The sequence below is a fragment of the Devosia sp. A449 genome (assembly GCF_054489375.1).
The window spans coordinates 613,130-628,530 of record NZ_JBTMWU010000003.1 but is presented as its reverse complement, the minus strand read 5'-3'; the positions used below and the strand labels follow the sequence as shown (position 1 = coordinate 628,530).

The 15,401-nt window shown below is 62.7% G+C and carries 15 protein-coding genes; 6 read left to right on the top strand and 9 right to left on the bottom strand.

Annotated elements, in window-relative coordinates:
- Nucleotides 1-4: 4 nt before the first annotated feature.
- From ACX3OW_RS12305 to ACX3OW_RS12295, 3 genes are all read left to right on the top strand, one after another.
- Nucleotides 5-382, top strand: a complete 378-nt coding sequence (locus tag ACX3OW_RS12305; RefSeq protein ID WP_459096055.1) for a hypothetical protein — start codon at nt 5-7, stop codon at nt 380-382.
- Between the two features lie 159 nt (nt 383-541).
- Complete coding sequence (locus tag ACX3OW_RS12300) at nt 542-1,231, top strand: tellurite resistance TerB family protein (protein ID WP_459096054.1); 690 nt, start codon at nt 542-544, stop codon at nt 1,229-1,231.
- A 102-nt stretch (nt 1,232-1,333) separates the two neighbouring features.
- Nucleotides 1,334-2,371 (top strand): LLM class flavin-dependent oxidoreductase, encoded by a 1,038-nt coding sequence (locus tag ACX3OW_RS12295; RefSeq protein ID WP_459096053.1) that lies wholly within the window; start codon nt 1,334-1,336, stop codon nt 2,369-2,371.
- Nucleotides 2,372-2,382: 11 nt separating this feature from the next.
- Here ACX3OW_RS12295 and ACX3OW_RS12290 read toward each other — a convergent pair whose 3' ends face one another.
- The 6 genes from ACX3OW_RS12290 to ACX3OW_RS12265 all read right to left on the bottom strand — a co-directional run bounded on the left by ACX3OW_RS12290 (nt 2,383) and on the right by ACX3OW_RS12265 (nt 8,214).
- Complete coding sequence (locus tag ACX3OW_RS12290) at nt 2,383-2,604, bottom strand: hypothetical protein (RefSeq protein ID WP_459096052.1); 222 nt, start codon at nt 2,602-2,604, stop codon at nt 2,383-2,385.
- Nucleotides 2,605-2,696: 92 nt separating this feature from the next.
- Nucleotides 2,697-2,987: an HlyU family transcriptional regulator gene (locus ACX3OW_RS12285; RefSeq protein ID WP_459096051.1), complete on the bottom strand. Its 291-nt coding sequence runs from the start codon at nt 2,985-2,987 to the stop codon at nt 2,697-2,699.
- Nucleotides 2,988-3,011: 24 nt separating this feature from the next.
- Nucleotides 3,012-3,308 carry a DUF2442 domain-containing protein gene (locus ACX3OW_RS12280; protein WP_459096050.1) on the bottom strand — a complete coding sequence of 99 codons (297 nt, stop codon included), beginning with the start codon at nt 3,306-3,308 and terminating at the stop codon, nt 3,012-3,014.
- Between the two features lie 90 nt (nt 3,309-3,398).
- Nucleotides 3,399-5,459 carry an RNA polymerase sigma factor RpoD gene (gene rpoD, locus ACX3OW_RS12275; protein WP_459096049.1) on the bottom strand — a complete coding sequence of 687 codons (2,061 nt, stop codon included), beginning with the start codon at nt 5,457-5,459 and terminating at the stop codon, nt 3,399-3,401.
- A gap of 187 nt (nt 5,460-5,646) precedes the next feature.
- A complete protein-coding gene (gene dnaG / locus ACX3OW_RS12270; protein ID WP_459096048.1) occupies nt 5,647-7,581 on the bottom strand; it encodes a DNA primase in 1,935 nt (644 codons plus the stop codon).
- Nucleotides 7,582-7,650: 69 nt separating this feature from the next.
- Nucleotides 7,651-8,214 carry an HdeD family acid-resistance protein gene (locus ACX3OW_RS12265; protein WP_459096047.1) on the bottom strand — a complete coding sequence of 188 codons (564 nt, stop codon included), beginning with the start codon at nt 8,212-8,214 and terminating at the stop codon, nt 7,651-7,653.
- Nucleotides 8,215-8,399: 185 nt separating this feature from the next.
- Between ACX3OW_RS12265 and ACX3OW_RS12260 the strand changes: the two genes are divergently transcribed.
- Both ACX3OW_RS12260 and ACX3OW_RS12255 read left to right on the top strand, forming a co-directional pair.
- Nucleotides 8,400-9,590, top strand: a complete 1,191-nt coding sequence (locus tag ACX3OW_RS12260; protein WP_459096046.1) for an MFS transporter — start codon at nt 8,400-8,402, stop codon at nt 9,588-9,590.
- Between the two features lie 124 nt (nt 9,591-9,714).
- The gene (locus ACX3OW_RS12255) at nt 9,715-10,860 is read left to right on the top strand and encodes a GGDEF domain-containing protein (protein ID WP_459096045.1); all 1,146 of its coding nucleotides are present in this window, start codon (nt 9,715-9,717) and stop codon (nt 10,858-10,860) included.
- A 4-nt stretch (nt 10,861-10,864) separates the two neighbouring features.
- Here the strand turns inward: ACX3OW_RS12255 and ACX3OW_RS12250 are convergent, their stop codons facing one another.
- Nucleotides 10,865-11,317 carry a GatB/YqeY domain-containing protein gene (locus ACX3OW_RS12250; protein ID WP_459096044.1) on the bottom strand — a complete coding sequence of 151 codons (453 nt, stop codon included), beginning with the start codon at nt 11,315-11,317 and terminating at the stop codon, nt 10,865-10,867.
- Nucleotides 11,318-11,452: 135 nt separating this feature from the next.
- Between ACX3OW_RS12250 and carA the strand changes: the two genes are divergently transcribed.
- On the top strand, nt 11,453-12,658 hold the full coding sequence (gene carA / locus ACX3OW_RS12245; RefSeq protein WP_459096043.1) for a glutamine-hydrolyzing carbamoyl-phosphate synthase small subunit: 1,206 nt from the start codon (nt 11,453-11,455) through the stop codon (nt 12,656-12,658).
- A gap of 225 nt (nt 12,659-12,883) precedes the next feature.
- Here the strand turns inward: carA and ACX3OW_RS12240 are convergent, their stop codons facing one another.
- Together ACX3OW_RS12240 and ypfJ are read right to left on the bottom strand one after the other, a co-directional pair.
- Nucleotides 12,884-13,693, bottom strand: coding sequence for a neutral zinc metallopeptidase (locus ACX3OW_RS12240; RefSeq protein ID WP_459096042.1), 810 nt, complete (start codon nt 13,691-13,693; stop codon nt 12,884-12,886).
- Between the two features lie 23 nt (nt 13,694-13,716).
- Complete coding sequence (gene ypfJ, locus ACX3OW_RS12235; RefSeq protein ID WP_459096041.1) at nt 13,717-14,649, bottom strand: KPN_02809 family neutral zinc metallopeptidase; 933 nt, start codon at nt 14,647-14,649, stop codon at nt 13,717-13,719.
- Nucleotides 14,650-15,401 lie beyond the last annotated feature (752 nt).

Genomic DNA, 15,401 nt, shown 5'->3' with positions numbered 1-15,401 from the left:
AATCATGGCTATCCCTGAACGCGATCCCGTTTATACGAATGATACCAACCGGACTGTGTACACCCGCGAAAGCAATGGCACGGGCTGGTTTGTTGGCATCATCGTCGTCCTGGCCTTGCTGGCCATTGGATATCTGGTTTTCTCGGCCAACTCTGGCCCGTCGACCCCGGCGACCGGCACTCCGGCGATTGAATCGCCCGCCAGCCCTACCCCGGCCCCGATGACTGAAACCCCGGCGGTCCCTGACGCCGCCCCGATGACCCAGGCTCCGGCGATTGATGCTGCCCCGGCAACGCCGGCCCCCGCCGTTGAAGCGCCTCCGGCCACGACGCCCGCCCCGGCCGCTGAGCCTGCTGCGGAACCTGCCGTACCCGCCGTCTAACCACGACGGTTACATCTCCCGGGGCGCATCAGCCCTCCCTCTGATGCCGTCCTGAAAGAGACCCCGGTCGCCCCACCGGGGTCTTACTTTTGTCTACTGTTCCGCCTTGCGCCGGCCTCACGGCATCCCCATTTGCGGACAACAAAGCAGGGAACCTCCATGTTCAATATCGACCAGATCGTCAAAGCCCTCCAGAACGACCCCAATGCCAAGCGCACCGCTATGACCGGCGCTGCCGGATTGGCGGCCGGCATGCTGCTCAGCGGTGGCGGCTTGGGCAAGCTGGCCGGCAATGCCGCCAAGCTCGGCGCTGTCGCCGCCGTGGGTGGCCTCGCCTATAGTGCCTGGCAGAACTATCAGCGCACCCAGCAGGGCGCTCCAGCTACCGACCACGGGCAGGATGCCTTCATTCCCGCCGCCGGCGACGCGCGTGGCCAGGAAGAGCTGGGCAAGACCCTGGTGCGCGCCATGATTGCCGCCGCCAAGGCCGATGGCCGCATCGACGCCGACGAAAAGGAAGCCATCTTCGGCAAGCTGGAAACCATGAGCCTCTCCCCCGAGGAAAAGGCCTGGGTATTCGACGAACTCTCCACCCCGCTCGACATCAACGCCGTGGTCGCCCGCGCCGATACGCCTGAACACGCCACCGAAATTTACGCAGCGTCCCTGGTGGCCATCACTGCCGATACCGCCTCGGAGCGGGCCTATCTCGATGCGCTGGCCAGCAAGCTCAAGCTCGCCCCCGCTCTGGTCGCCGAAATCCACAAGGCTGCCGGCGAAAAAGCCCCCGAGCCGGCGCCGGCGCCCGTTTCGCCATTCGCCTATACCCCATCGGGCAGCAACGTCTGATTGCTACCAACCGCGCGTCCCCGGACGCGCGGTTACACCGGTGTGCGTTCTTGATTGCGCCGCATCGGCAAGCCATCTGTGGCCCAACCAGGAGTCACCCCGATGGAACTCGGACTATATTCGTTTGCCGAAAACACCCCGGATGCGCTGAACGGCAATGCGCTGCAAAGCCCCGCCGAACGGCTCAAGGACCTGCTCGAAGAAATCGAGCTGGCCGATCAGCTCGGCCTCAGCTTCTTCGGCCTGGGTGAGCATCACCGCCCCGATTACGTCGCCTCCGCGCCGGTGACCATTCTGGCCGCCGCCGCCGCGCGCACCAAATCCATTCGCCTGTCGACCGCCGTCACCGTGCTGAGTTCGGAAGATCCGATCCGCGTCTGGCAGCAATTCGCCACGCTCGACCTGCTCAGCAATGGCCGCGCCGAAATCATGGCCGGTCGCGGCTCCTTCATCGAGAGCTTCCCGCTCTTCGGCTACGATCTTGAGGACTACGACACCCTTTTCGAGGAAAAGCTCGAAATGCTGCTCAAGATCCGCGAGGGCGGCAAGGTCGCCTGGCCGGGCAGCGCCAACACCAAGCCCATTCCCGGCATCGAGATCTATCCCCAGCCGGTGCAGCACCCCCTGCCGGTCTGGATCGCCGTCGGCGGCACCCCCAATTCAGTGGCCCGTGCGGCCTATTACGGCCTGCCGCTGATGATCGCCATCATTGGCGGCCAGCCCAAGCAGTTCGCGCCGCTGGTGCAGTTTTATCGGGATACGCTAGAGAAAGTGGGCCGGCCGCTCACCACGCCAGTCGGCATCAGCTCGCACGGCTTCATCGCCGCCGACAGCCAGGACGCCCGCGACATCGCCTACCCGGCCCACAGCGCTGCCATGGACCGTATCGGCAAGGAACGCGGCTGGTCGCCGACCAACCGCGCCCAATTCGACGCCGGGGCCACCCCGCAGGGTGCCTATTTCATGGGGTCGCCGCAGGAAATCATCGACAAGATCCTGATGCAGCACGAATGGTTCAAACACGATCGCTTTGGCCTGCAGCTCAGCGTCGGCACACTGCCGCACGCCAAGGTGATGCAGGCGATTGAACTCTACGGCACCGTGGTCAAGCCGGCAGTCGACAAGGCGCTGGCCGGCTAGACCTGTGCGGCCTATTTGCCCGAGCGATGGATCGACTTGATCTGCAACGGCGGCAGGCCGGACTTTTCCGAAATGGCGCGGTCCTGGTCCATGATGGCGGTGCGGGCCGGCTCGTCGCCGTCAAGACCACCCAGCAGGCTGGCATCCACCTTGCGGTTGGAACGCTGGCTGCCGTCTTCATAGATGATGTCGAACATCACGAATTCACTGCGGGCGGTTGGCTTTCTGGCCATGGGTCTTACTCCTAAATGCGACAATACGGCCTCGCAGGACCCTTATTGGGGCCGCGAGCGCCGGTAATGTCAAAAAAATGGGTTGGTCGCGGCTAGCGGAAGATCGCTTCGCCCTGCTCATCAATGATCTGCCGTCCCTTGGCGATGGCCAGGACATGCAGGTCGTCGCGTGAACTCATGCGGTCGGCGCGGACGAAGCGATAGGTCTTCAGCTCGCCGCCGATGTCCTTTTCAATGATCCCGGCCAGCTGTAGCTCGCTGCCGACTTTCATCTCGATCGCCTTGATGAGAAAGCCCTTGTAGCTTTCTTCGCCGAACACCTTGTCGCCGGCCGGCTCCTGGCTCGATGCTCCACCACCGAACAGGTTCTTCCAAAACGACATGGTTCGTCTCCTCTTTCGTCGCGGTTAGCGCCTGCGGCGGACCGGTAGCGGCAATTGCAATACGCCGCGTTTTTCCATTTCCTCGCGCAGCCAATCCGGCGAGACATCAAAGTGGTTCGGCCAGGTCGGCACGCCATTTTTCAGTTCGACCGTGCCAAAGAAGCGCCGGTCCCGCAATGGTTCCGTTCCCTCACCCCGCTCCCCGATCATCGGCGCGGCATCGAATGTGCCGGACGAACCATCGGAAAACGTCACCACCAGCTTGAACGGGACGATGGCCCGGATGCTGGTGAGTTTGAGGCGGGCGGGGACTGCCGTCATCGTCTGAACATTCCCCGGGATATCCCGTATTCGTGAGCCGCCCCAGATATGGAGATCCCCGCTTTCGCGGGGATGGCCCGGTTTAAAGACCTAGTTGTCGAGGAAGCTGCGCAGCTTGCGGCTGCGGCTCGGGTGCTTGAGCTTGCGCAGCGCCTTGGCCTCGATCTGACGAATACGCTCGCGGGTCACCGAGAACTGCTGACCCACCTCTTCGAGCGTATGGTCGGTGTTCATTCCGATGCCGAAGCGCATGCGCAGCACACGTTCCTCGCGCGGCGTCAGCGACGCCAGCACGCGGGTGGTGGTCTCGCGCAGGTTGGACTGGATCGCCGCATCGATCGGCTGGATCGCATTCACGTCCTGAATGAAATCGCCCAGGTTGGAGTCTTCCTCGTCGCCGATCGGCGTTTCGAGCGAGATCGGCTCCTTGGCGATCTTGAGCACCTTGCGCACCTTGTCCAAAGGCATCTGCAGCTTTTCGCTGAGTTCCTCGGGGGTCGGCTCGCGGCCGATTTCGTGCAGCATCTGGCGCGACGTACGAACGATCTTGTTGATCGTCTCGATCATATGCACCGGAATACGAATGGTGCGCGCCTGGTCAGCGATCGAGCGGGTGATCGCCTGACGAATCCACCAGGTGGCGTAGGTCGAGAACTTGTAGCCGCGGCGATATTCGAACTTATCCACGGCCTTCATCAGGCCGATATTGCCTTCCTGGATCAGATCGAGGAACTGCAAGCCACGGTTGGTATATTTCTTGGCGATGGAAATCACGAGACGCAGATTGGCCTCGACCATTTCCTTCTTGGCGATCGCAGCTTCGCGCTCGCCCTTCTGCACCTTGTGCACGATGCGGCGATATTCGCCGATATTGAGGCCGGCTTCAGTCGCCAGCGTCGCCACGTCACCACGGATCTCACGGATGGTATCGACTTCGCGCTTGGCGAATTCCGCCCAGCCCTTGCCGTCAAAGCTGGCAAGGCCAGCTTCCCAAGCCGGGTTCACTTCCTGGCCATAGTAGCTTTCAAGGAACTTCTCGCGCTTGACGCCATAGCTCTCGGCCAGACGCAGCAGGCGCCCTTCCAGCTTCACCAGACGCTTGTTGATGTCGTAAAGCTGCTCGACGAGATTTTCGATACGACCGTTATTGAGCGACAGCGACTTGACGTCGGCAATCACTTCGCCACGGAACGCGTCGATCTTCTTGCGGTCGGCATCGGACACCGAGGCAGTACGATCCTCGGCGTGCTTGTCCTGCAGCTCGCGCATCTTGCCATAGGCTTCGGCGATGCGATCAAAGGTTTCCACGACCTGCGGCTTGAGCTCGGCTTCCATCGCCGACAGCGACAGCGCGTTTTCGAACTCGTCATCGTCATCATCGGGGGCCGGGTCCTGGGGAGCCTGCGGCTCCTCGGGCACGTATTCGTCCTCGCCCGCGGCACTCTTGGGCGCGGCCGTCTTGGGCTTTTCAGCGACTGCGTCCGGCTTGGGCGCGGCGTTGAGGTTCACCAGTTCCGGGTTCGGCGCCGCCTGCTTGGCGTCGGGACCAGCATAGGTGGCTTCGAGATCGATAATGTCGCGCAGCAGGATTTCGCCTGCCGCCAGCTGGTCGCGCCAGATGATGATGGCCTGGAAGGTCAGCGGGCTTTCGCATAGCCCTTCGATCATGGTCTCGCGACCGGCCTCGATGCGCTTGGCGATGGCGATTTCGCCTTCGCGGCTCAGCAGCTCGACCGAACCCATTTCGCGCAGATACATGCGCACCGGGTCATCGGTGCGGTCAGCGCCGGCCTTGGTATTGGAGGTGGTGGAAACGGCAGTGCCGGTGGCCGGAGCGACCTCCTGGCCCTGATCTTCCTCGTCCTTCTCGACTTCGGTCTCTTCGACCTCGTCTTCGTCGACGACGTTGATGCCCATATCCGAGAACATGGACATGAAATCTTCGATCTGCTCGGACGACACTTCGTCCGACGGCATGACCGCGTTCAGCTCTTCATAAGTCACGTAGCCGCGCTTCTTGGCGACCTTGATGAGCTTCTTTACAGCGGCATCGGAAAGGTCGAGCAGCGGGGAATCATTCGTCGCCTCGGGGGCGCCGGCTTCCGGCTTCTCGGTTTCCTTAGTCGTCTTGGGTGCTGCCTTCGTGGCCATCTGGTACTCCGTCGGTACCCGTGCGCTCGGGTCCGGGTAAGGCTTTAAGTGGTGACACCTCAAGGCAAGGTAAAGGTTTGGTCACTCAGACGTTAACGCCTGAAAATGCGACCAGGTTCGCCCCAGGATTGCTGCACATCTCGCCACATGCAAAATCGCGCGTACTCGCTAATTTTTAGAGCTGCCCCTAAAAACTGCGTGTCGCGCGTCCCGATAACGAACCAAATCCTTCGATCAATGCCTCTGTGCCATCGACAGTGGTAATCTGGTTCTTGATGTCTCGCAGCCTTTCAAAGGTTTCTTCGCTCGGGTCTTCGCCCAGCGCCGCTTCGGCTGCCTTGAGTTCCCTATTTAGCTGAACTTTCTTGTTATGCAAGGCCAAGGCGTGACTCAATCCGGTCTCAGCATCGACCAGAGCGATCTCTGAGGCCATCTGCCACACGCCCTGGCGGGTCAGCACGTCGCTCATTTTGTCCAGCGTTGGGCCGTGGCCACGCACGCCAAGCGCCGCTTTGAGGTCGTCGGACGAGATATCGTGATGGCGCACGGCGAGACTCAAAATTTCGGTCATCACTTTTTGCGCAATCACCGTGTCGAAATCGATCGCCGCCAGCACCTCGAACTTGTCTTCCACCAGCGCCGGATGATTGACCAGCGTCAGAATGATGGTTGCTTCGCGCGGCGTCGCCTCGGCCACCGAGCCTGGTTTGAGCAGGCGCGAATTGCGCAGCGTGTCGGAAACCACCAGCCGCGGCGTGCCCCGAGCCGGGTAGCCATAGGCGCCGCTCTGCCCATAGCGCTGCTGACCGCCACGCGGTTCGAAGCGGTTCTGCCGCACCGGCGCAAAGAAGGCGCGCAGTTTCTCATCGAACGCCTGCGCGTAGTGAAACCGCACCGAGCTATCCTGAATGGTGTTGGAACGCTCGCGCAGCCGATGCTGCAAGGCCGCCCGGGCCTCGGGAGTTTCCGGTACCAGCCCGCCGGTTTCCATGCTCCAGATCACGTCCGACAAGCTGCGGGCCCGGTCGATAACATCGGCGAAAGCGCCCCGCCCCTGCGCCTTGATCAGATCGTCGGGGTCCTGCCCCTCGGGAAGAGTGGCGATTCGTACGGTAAAACCGGGCTTGAGATGCGGCACGACGATATCAGCCGTCCGCTCGGCGGCCTTGAGACCGGCCTTATCGCCGTCGAAACACAACACCGGATCGGGCGACATGCGCCACAACAGTTGCAGATGCTCTTCGGTTAGAGCGGTGCCTAACGGTGCGACTGTGCCCTCAAAGCCAGCGGCTACTGCTGCGATAACGTCGAGATAGCCTTCCACCACGATGACAGTGCTGCCGTCGCGCGCCGCTTGCCTTGCGGTCTGACCGTTATACAGCGTCTGCCGCTTGTGAAAGAGCTCGGTCTCGGGCGAGTTGAGATATTTGGCCGGCACGTCAGCCGACATGGCGCGCCCACCAAAAGCGATGACCCGCCCGCGAAAATCGGTGATCGGGAACATCACGCGATTGCGGAACCGGTCATAGGTCAGGGCATCTCCATCGCGGCTGGCGACCAGCCCGGTATCGATCATGTCCTGTGCCGAGACGCCGTTCTGCGCCAGATGCTCCTTGAGGCCATTGCGGCTCTCCGGGGCAAAGCCGATGCGGAACCGTGTCTGGCTTTGCGAGGAAACCCCGCGCTCCAGCAGATAACCCCGCGCCCGCGCCCCGATATTGTGCTGCAGCGCCGCCTCGAAATATTTCGTCGCCAGCTCCATGACGTCGATCAGGCTCTTGCGCTCCGCCTCGCGCTTTTCCTGTCGTTCGTCGCGGGCCGGCATCGGCACGCCGGCCATGCTCGCAAGCTTTTCCACCGCCTCGGGAAAGCTCATCCCGGCCTTTTCGATCAGGAACTTGAAGTGGTCTCCCGACACCCCGCAACCGAAGCAGTGATAGATGCCACGCCGGTCATCGGCGTGGAAGCTGGGGCTTTTTTCGCCATGGAACGGGCAGCAGGCCCACATATCGCCCTTGGCCGGCTGGCTCTTGCGCTTGTCCCACAGCACATGCTCGCCCACCACCTGCGTGATTGGCAGGCGTTGACGGATTTCGTCGAGGAACTGGTCGGAAAAGCGCATGCTAGGTACCTAGGCATTCAGCGGCCCCAAGTCACCCCACGCCCGCACTTATCCCTGTTGTTCACAGCCTCACGCCGCCTTGCTGCGCTGATAGAGCCGCCACGCCCAGCCGAACAGGCCAAAGGCAAAGATCACCAGCAGCACACCGCCGAAGATCACCGCCGTGGCGCTGGCAATCAGCGGAAAGAACAGGAACACTAGGCCAAGCAGGATGTAAGAGACACCGGACAGCACCACCGGCCAGATGCGGGCATAATGCTCGCGCTCGCGGACGATCACCACGATCTGCATGATGCCCACGACCAGCGCCGCGATACCGACCAGGCTGGCCATGAAGGTGACGGTGAAGATGGTCGCCAGCAGCGGGCTGATCAGGATCAGGATACCCAGCATCAGCGACAGAGCGTTGCCGACGACGTCAAACCAGTAATTGCCGCTTTTGCCGCCACCAAAGGTCAGGCTCCACAGCCCCAGAACCCCGTCGATGGCCAGCAGAATACCACCGGCCAGCACCATCACGGTGAGTGCTTCGCCCGGCCAGATGATGGCGTAAAGACCCGCCAGCAACATCAATACGCCCCGCAGCGCCGTCGCCAGCGCAAACCGCTTCTTCGTCTCAGCCGAAACCGCCATTATTGCCTCCATTATGCGGACTCGCCGCGCTACCCCGCGAGAAGTGTAGCGCAGTTGGCGGCGAGGCCAAAGCCACTGCCAATGGAGATTATCTAAAGCGGCGACGGCATATTGTTGATTGCAGCCAGTGCCTGTCCGTGGTTTGAGGCTGCTTTAATTGAAGGCCCGCCTCTGGCGGATTGATCATGTCGCTTCCCCTCATCGCCCTGTTTCTTGCCGCCTTCGCGTTCGGCACCGCTGAATTCGTCATCGCCGGCGTGTTGCCCGATGTGGCCACCGGACTGGGCGTGACCATCCCGATCGCTGGCTATCTGGTTACGGGTTATGCCATCGGCATCGCTATTGGCGGGCCGCTGCTGGCGGTGGCGACCAAGAAGATGTCACGCAAGACGCTGATCCTGCTGCTCGCGGGCAGCTTCACCATCGGTCAGGCGCTGTGCGCCCTGGCGCCCAATTTCGAACTGCTGATGCTGGCGCGCGTTCTGGTTTCGGTGGTCCACGGCACCTATTTCGGCATCGCCGCCATCGTCGCAGTCAATCTGGTGCCGGCCGACCGGCGCGGCTTTGCCGTGGCGCTGATCCTGTCGGGTCTTACCGTCTCCAATATTCTCGGTGTCCCTGCCGGCACGGCGATCGGCACTGCGCTGGGCTGGCGCGCCACCTTCTGGGCCGTCGGAGCGCTCGGCCTCATCGCCACGCTTGGCATTGCGCTGTTCCTGCCCGCCCGCACCGGCGAAGCCAGCACCAGCGGCAGCCTCCTGCGCGAGTTCAAGGCGCTGGGCCGTCAACAGATCGTCACCTCGCTGGCCATCGTCGTCCTGGTGATGATCGGCCAGTATAGCCTCTTCACCTATATTGCGCCGCTGCTGCTTGAGGTGACCGGGCTGTCGGTTGGCATCCTGCCGTGGATTTTGCTGCTTTATGGCATTGGCTCGACCATCGGCGTGTTCATCGGCGGGCGACTGGCGGACTGGAAGCTGATGCCCTCCCTGATCGTCATCCTGTGCCTGCAGGCGCTGGCCTTTGTCCTGCTCTATGTCGTCAGCCCCGATCCGCTGCTCATGGCCGTCGCCGTGGTGCTCTGGGGCGGGGTCAATTTCGCCTTCGGCTCGCCGGTGCAGTCGCGCGTACTGGCCTGGGCCAGCGATGCCCCCAATCTGGCCTCGGCACTGATCCCGACCGGCTTCAATATCGGCATTGCCATCGGCGCCGTGCTGGGCGCCAGCCTGCTCGAAGCCGGCTTTGGCTATCGCAACCTGCCGCTGATCGGCGCCGTGGCGCTCTGTGTGGCTGCAGCGATCGCCGTCACCTCCCTGATATGGGAGAATCGCCAGGGATTGCTGCCGCCAGCCCCGGTTGCTAACACGGCGGAATAACACTGCGCTAAGACTCTGCTCACCACAACGCACGTCATCAGGGCGTGATCGGGTCAGGCTTTGCTAAAGCTCCCCCAAGAGATGATTCCGCAAATCTGCGGGACAGCTCCGTGCGGATGCGATGATGCTTTTAGACCAGATCTCACTGCTGACAGCGATCGGCTTTTCCAGCACGGCGCTGACGATGACGCTGCTGGTCAGCTGGATCGGGGCGCGTGGCGACACCTATTTGCTCAGCTGGGCCGTCGGCATGGGCCTGGTCGTGCTCGGCGTCGTGCTGTTCAGCGTCCCCGGCGCGCCCTATGATTCAATGCTGCAGCTTGGCGCCTTTGTGCTGCTGGTCAGCGGCTTTACCGCGATTTACGTGGGTGCGCATCAGTTCCATCTCGGCACGGTCTCCCTGCCGACAGCGTTTGGGGTCTGGGGCAGCTTCACCGGCGCCATCGCCCTGGCTTTCGCCCTGGGCTATTCCGGCGTTGGCACCAGCCTCGCCAATTTCGGCATTGCCGTTTTGACCCTGATGGCGAGCCGGCATTACTGGGCCGGACGCGCGGAGGCCCCCTTGCCGCTGATCGCCAATGCGGCGCTCTACTTCGTGGTGGCGGTCTCCTTCGCCTTGTGCGGCGTCGTGCTTTTGCTCGATGGGGATTTCGTGCTGACCGCCCTGCCGCAGAATTGGGCGGAGGACTTCAACGCCATTGCCGCCATTATCGGGCTGACCGGATTCGGCGCCCTGTCGGTGACCCTCAACCAGTTCCGCGTTGCCCGCCATCATCGCCGTCAGGCCATGACCGACCAACTGACCGGCATGCTCAATCGGCGAGCCTTGTTCGATTCCCTATCCGGCAAGACGGTGGAACCGGGCGTCGCCATCATCATGATCGACCTCGACCACTTCAAAGCCATCAATGATCGGCTTGGCCACGCCATCGGCGATCAGGTGCTGGAGCTCTTCGCGCGCATCGTTGAGGCCAACATCGGCCCCGACGATATCGCTGCGCGGCTGGGCGGCGAAGAATTCTGCATCGTGTTCGGACGGATATCATCCCGCTCGGCCGCCATCGTGGCCGAACAGATCCGCGACAGCTTCGAGCGCAGCGCCGTCCCCTCGCCAACAGGACCGGTGCAGGCCACCGTCAGTGCCGGCATCGCCATCAGTGGCGACGAAGGCGAGAAGTTCGAGCAGTTGCTCGGTCGTGCCGACAGCGCCCTCTACAAAGCCAAGCGCGCCGGCCGCAACCGTGTCCATGCCGTTCGGCTGGTAGCGTAAACCTCTAGCCCGCCAGCGCCGCGCGCACCTTGCCACTGGCCTTGCCGAAATCGATTCGGCCGGGATAGTCGATTTTGAGCTGGGCGATCACCTTGCCCATATCCTTGGCGCCATCGGCACCACTGCTGACAATGGCTGCCTTGATGGCCGCATCGACTTCCTCTTCCGTCAGCCCCTTGGGCAGGAACTCATTGAGGATGTCGATTTCCTCCTTTTCCACTGTCGCCAGGTCAGCACGGCCGGCCTGCGCATAGATGGCAAAGCTCTCCTCGCGCTGCTTGACCATCTTCTGGATAATGGTCAGGATTTCCTCATTGGTCGCCGGCCCGCGATCCTCGGTGCGGATGGCGATATCCTTGTCCTGAATCGCTGCCGTGATGGCCCGCAGCGTTGCCGTACGGCGCTGATCCCGGGCCTTGAGCGCGGTCTTGAGGCCCTCAGTGAACTGTTCGCGCATGGGTTCTGGTCCTCTTGCTATGCATTTTGATGGCCCCATATAGGCATAAATAGGCGGTCGCGCCACTTGCGCTGCCGCGTTCAGGCTTCTAATACGAGGCCTCAATCGACATTGCCAAACCCTTGGAGGCCCACCGTGACCGGCTGGCAGCAATCCCCCGCGACCGCACTTCTGATCCTTGCAGACGGAACGCGACTGGAAGGCCGCGGCATCGGCGCCATTGGCCATGCCGCTGGCGAGGTATGCTTCAACACCGCCATGACCGGTTATCAGGAAGTGCTGACCGATCCGTCCTATGCGGGCCAGATCATCACCTTCACCTTCCCCCATATCGGCAATGTCGGCACCAATGACGAGGACATCGAGACGGTCAATATGGCTGCTCTGTCCGGCGTCCGCGGCGTCGTGCTCAAGGCCGACATCACCAATCCGTCGAACTACCGCGCCACCGAAAAGCTCGATGCCTGGCTCAAGAAGCGTAACATCATCGGCATCACCGGCATCGACACGCGCGCCCTGACCGCCCTGATCCGCGAACACGGCATGCCCAATGGCGTCATCGCCCACGCGCCGGACGGGTATTTCGATGAGCCCTCGATCATGGGGGAGCTCAAGGCTTTCCCGGGCCTGGTCGGGCTCGACCTCGCCAAGGAAGTCACCACGGCGCAGACCTATCACTGGGACCAGACCGGCTGGGAATGGGACAAGGGCTACGGCACGCTCGAAAAGCCCGATTTCCACGTCGTCGCCATCGACTTCGGCGCCAAGCGCAACATCCTGCGCTGCCTCGCCGATCAGGGCGCTCGGGTAACGGTGCTGCCGGCCACGGCGACCGCCGCCGACGTGCTGGCGCATAATCCCGATGGCGTGTTCCTGTCCAACGGCCCCGGCGATCCGGAAGCGACCGGCAAATATGCCGTGCCCGCGATCAAGACGCTGATCGAAACCGGCAAGCCGATCTTCGGCATCTGCCTCGGTCACCAATTGCTCGGCCTGGCGCTCGGCGCCACCACGTCCAAGATGCATCAGGGCCATCACGGCGCCAACCATCCGGTCAAGGATTTGACCACCGGCAAGGTGGAAATCACCTCGATGAACCATGGCTTTGCCGTCAACAAGGACAGCCTGCCGGCCGGCGTCACCGAGACCCATATCTCGCTGTTCGACGGCTCCAATGCGGGTCTGTCGGTCGATGGCAAGCCGATCTTCTCCGTGCAGTACCATCCCGAGGCCAATCCCGGCCCCGGCGACAGCCACTATCTGTTCACGCGCTTCCTCAACTATGTCCGCGCCCAGAAGGGCATGGAGCAGCGCCCGGAATATGTAGCGCCTGCGGCGTAAGCGGCTAGCCGCCCGGACTTCGTCTGCTAGGACCTCCCCACCCACGATGTCACCCGGCCTTGAGCCGGGGGCCATCCCCCGATCGTGCCGGTAGATCCATCTCAGGATGGGTCCCGGCTCAAGGCCGGGATGACACCGCGTTTTTGGTGGGTGCAGTGATATTCGGCGTTCTCCCCCTCAACGATCAATCTTACTCGCCCCAGCAACCCCGGGGACAAGTCGCCGCTAGATCGGCTCGCCGATTTTCTCGGTGCGGCAGCTGCCGGCGGCGGGGATGGCGTAGCCGAGGTCGAAGCCGTGTTTGCGGAAGGCGGCGCTGGGTGGGGTCAGCGCACGTGGGATGACGGCGCGTGACGGCATAATGGTGACGTCGTGGCCGGTGGCCACCGAATCGACCGCTCGCACGATGGCCGGATCATCGAACAACATTTCCAGACCCGCCCATTTGGTCCAGGCGCCACCATAGCAGGCGGCGCGGGCGCCGAGTTGTTGTTCGAGGATGCTCCGCTGGGCCGGCTCAAGTCCGTCCAGTTCGTCATAGGCATCGAGCGCCGCCAGCACGTGATGGCCGTAGGCCAGCCCGATCAGATAGCCCTCAGCCTTGTGGCCCTGCTCGGGAAAGGCGGCGACCAGTTCGGCATAGCGCGCCATATCGACATAGATCGTGCTGTCTTCCGGGCAATATAAAGTGCCGATATCCGAGCCAGCCAGACCGCAGCCCAGCGCGCTGCTATCGGCCACCTGGGTCAGCGTCACCGCCGGGTAATAGACGGCGGCGCTGCGGAAGGCGCGTTCCCAAAAGCCATTGGCCTCGCGCCCCACCGCATCGACCAGATCGGCAGGCTGGCCCTCGCCCGTCGCAATGGCGTCGAGCGCGGTCAGCGTGGTGTGCGGCAGCGGCTGGGCCACCTGTCCGGTGAGCACCGTCACCGGATTGATGCCGAAGATCATGACAACCACCACGCCAAGCGCGATGGCGCCGGAAAAACCGAAGCGCCGCACATGCGGCATCATGCTCTCAGGAATGCCCAACACTGCCTATTCCGTCGGTTGTATCGTTACACGTTGCCCGTGAACGTATCACAATCGCCGGGATTGCCAGAAGTATAACCGCGCTCGAACCAGGTTTTCCGCTGGGCCGAGGTGCCGTGATTGAAGGTCTTGGGCACGGCAAAGCCCTGCATGCGTTTTTGCAGCGTGTCGTCGCCGATCTGCTCGGCGGCGTTGAGGGCTTCCTCGATATCGCCATTGTCGAGCAAATCTTCCTGGCCGGCATAATTGGCCCAGACGCCAGCATAGCAATCGGCCTGCAATTCGACCCGTACCGAATAGGCATTGGCCTGTTCCGCGCTCATCGAGGCGCGGCGCTGGTTGAACTCGGGCAGCACGCCGGTGATGTTCTGGATGTGGTGGCCCACTTCATGCGCCAGCACATAGGCCTGGGCGAAATCGCCCGGCGCGCCGAACTGCTCGCGCAGCTGATCGTAGAAGCTCAGATCGATGTAAACCTTCTGGTCGCCGGGACAGTAAAACGGTCCGGTGCTCGAATCGGCCGCGCCGCAAGCGGTGTTCACCGCATTGGTGAACAGCACCACGGTCGGCTCGGGATAGTTTTGCCCGCCCGAGGCCTGGAACACTTCGGTCCACAAATCCTCGGTTTCCTTGATCACCACGCCGACAAAGTCGCGCAATTCGGCCTCATCGCCCGTGGTGGGCGCCCGGCTGGATGAACTGGCCGAGGATGGGGCGGAGCTGCTTGAGCCGCCGGTCAGAATGTCGATCGGATTGGTGCCGGTGACCATCCAGACCAGACCCAGCACCACGACGATGCCGATCAGGCTGCCAATGCCGCCGCGCGATCCGCCGCCCGTGGGAATGCGGATGCCGCCGCTACGGCCAAACGGGCTCCCGCCCATGCCGCCCAGCCCGCCGCCGCCCTGGCCGCGTCGATCTTCGATGTTGGAACTCTGCTCGCGCCCGCGCCATTTCATGATGGTAGTCTCCGAATTGTCCCCAGCGTAACAACAAGCCATGCCGATGCAATCGGTTCCGTTAGGCAGGCCTGTGCGCCGCACGGCCATCAGACCTGCGGGTAATTGCGGAGCGTGCATGCGGCGAGACTTGCCTCATGTAATTTTTAATAAGCGAAGCAAGCCTCGCCGCGATGCGATGGGTTTTTCTCGGAAGGCAGACCGCAACCCGTCAGCATGCCACCGTAGTGTCATGCCCGAACGGTCCATCCGCGCAGCCCGGGACCGGCGCGAACCCTGGTCCCCCCAATCCGCCATCCACGAGCCGGCTCGCGCAGCTCCGCCTGACGTGGATAGGTGGGGAGAGGGTGCCACGGGAATTGGGGGCGGGGATAAGTTTTGGTTTTCTGAATCGCTGACCGCGCAGTCGACACCCTCCCCCTTGCGGGGAGGGATCAAGGGTGGGGGTGGTTTGGCCACGATCATCGGGGCTCACGCACCCCCACCCGGCTCGATCACAGACTTAGCAAGGGCTAAGTCCTATCTCGCTCTCCCTCCCCGCAAGGGAGAGGGTGAAACCGGTGGGTGGGGCGAGATGGGAGAGGGCTAAGCCGACGACGTGCCTCCGTTCGCGATGCCACCCCCTCCACTCCCAAATCGCACCGTCATAAATTGACCGCCCGGTCAAAACTTCATAGCGTCGGGGTCGCCGTCGTCATCCCAGCGTCACCTGCTGGCGGCATGAGCTGATGCGCTCGGGTAGCGAGCGCCAG

Coding starts and splice junctions, on each gene's coding strand:
- ACX3OW_RS12305 (WP_459096055.1), top strand. CDS start 5: ATGGCTATCCCTGAACGCGATCCCGTTTATACGAATGATACCAACCGG.
- ACX3OW_RS12300 (WP_459096054.1), top strand. CDS start 542: ATGTTCAATATCGACCAGATCGTCAAAGCCCTCCAGAACGACCCCAAT.
- ACX3OW_RS12295 (WP_459096053.1), top strand. CDS start 1,334: ATGGAACTCGGACTATATTCGTTTGCCGAAAACACCCCGGATGCGCTG.
- ACX3OW_RS12290 (WP_459096052.1), bottom strand. CDS start 2,604: ATGGCCAGAAAGCCAACCGCCCGCAGTGAATTCGTGATGTTCGACATC.
- ACX3OW_RS12285 (WP_459096051.1), bottom strand. CDS start 2,987: ATGTCGTTTTGGAAGAACCTGTTCGGTGGTGGAGCATCGAGCCAGGAG.
- ACX3OW_RS12280 (WP_459096050.1), bottom strand. CDS start 3,308: ATGACGGCAGTCCCCGCCCGCCTCAAACTCACCAGCATCCGGGCCATC.
- rpoD (WP_459096049.1), bottom strand. CDS start 5,459: ATGGCCACGAAGGCAGCACCCAAGACGACTAAGGAAACCGAGAAGCCG.
- dnaG (WP_459096048.1), bottom strand. CDS start 7,581: ATGCGCTTTTCCGACCAGTTCCTCGACGAAATCCGTCAACGCCTGCCA.
- ACX3OW_RS12265 (WP_459096047.1), bottom strand. CDS start 8,214: ATGGCGGTTTCGGCTGAGACGAAGAAGCGGTTTGCGCTGGCGACGGCG.
- ACX3OW_RS12260 (WP_459096046.1), top strand. CDS start 8,400: ATGTCGCTTCCCCTCATCGCCCTGTTTCTTGCCGCCTTCGCGTTCGGC.
- ACX3OW_RS12255 (WP_459096045.1), top strand. CDS start 9,715: ATGCTTTTAGACCAGATCTCACTGCTGACAGCGATCGGCTTTTCCAGC.
- ACX3OW_RS12250 (WP_459096044.1), bottom strand. CDS start 11,317: ATGCGCGAACAGTTCACTGAGGGCCTCAAGACCGCGCTCAAGGCCCGG.
- ypfJ (WP_459096041.1), bottom strand. CDS start 14,649: ATGAAATGGCGCGGGCGCGAGCAGAGTTCCAACATCGAAGATCGACGC.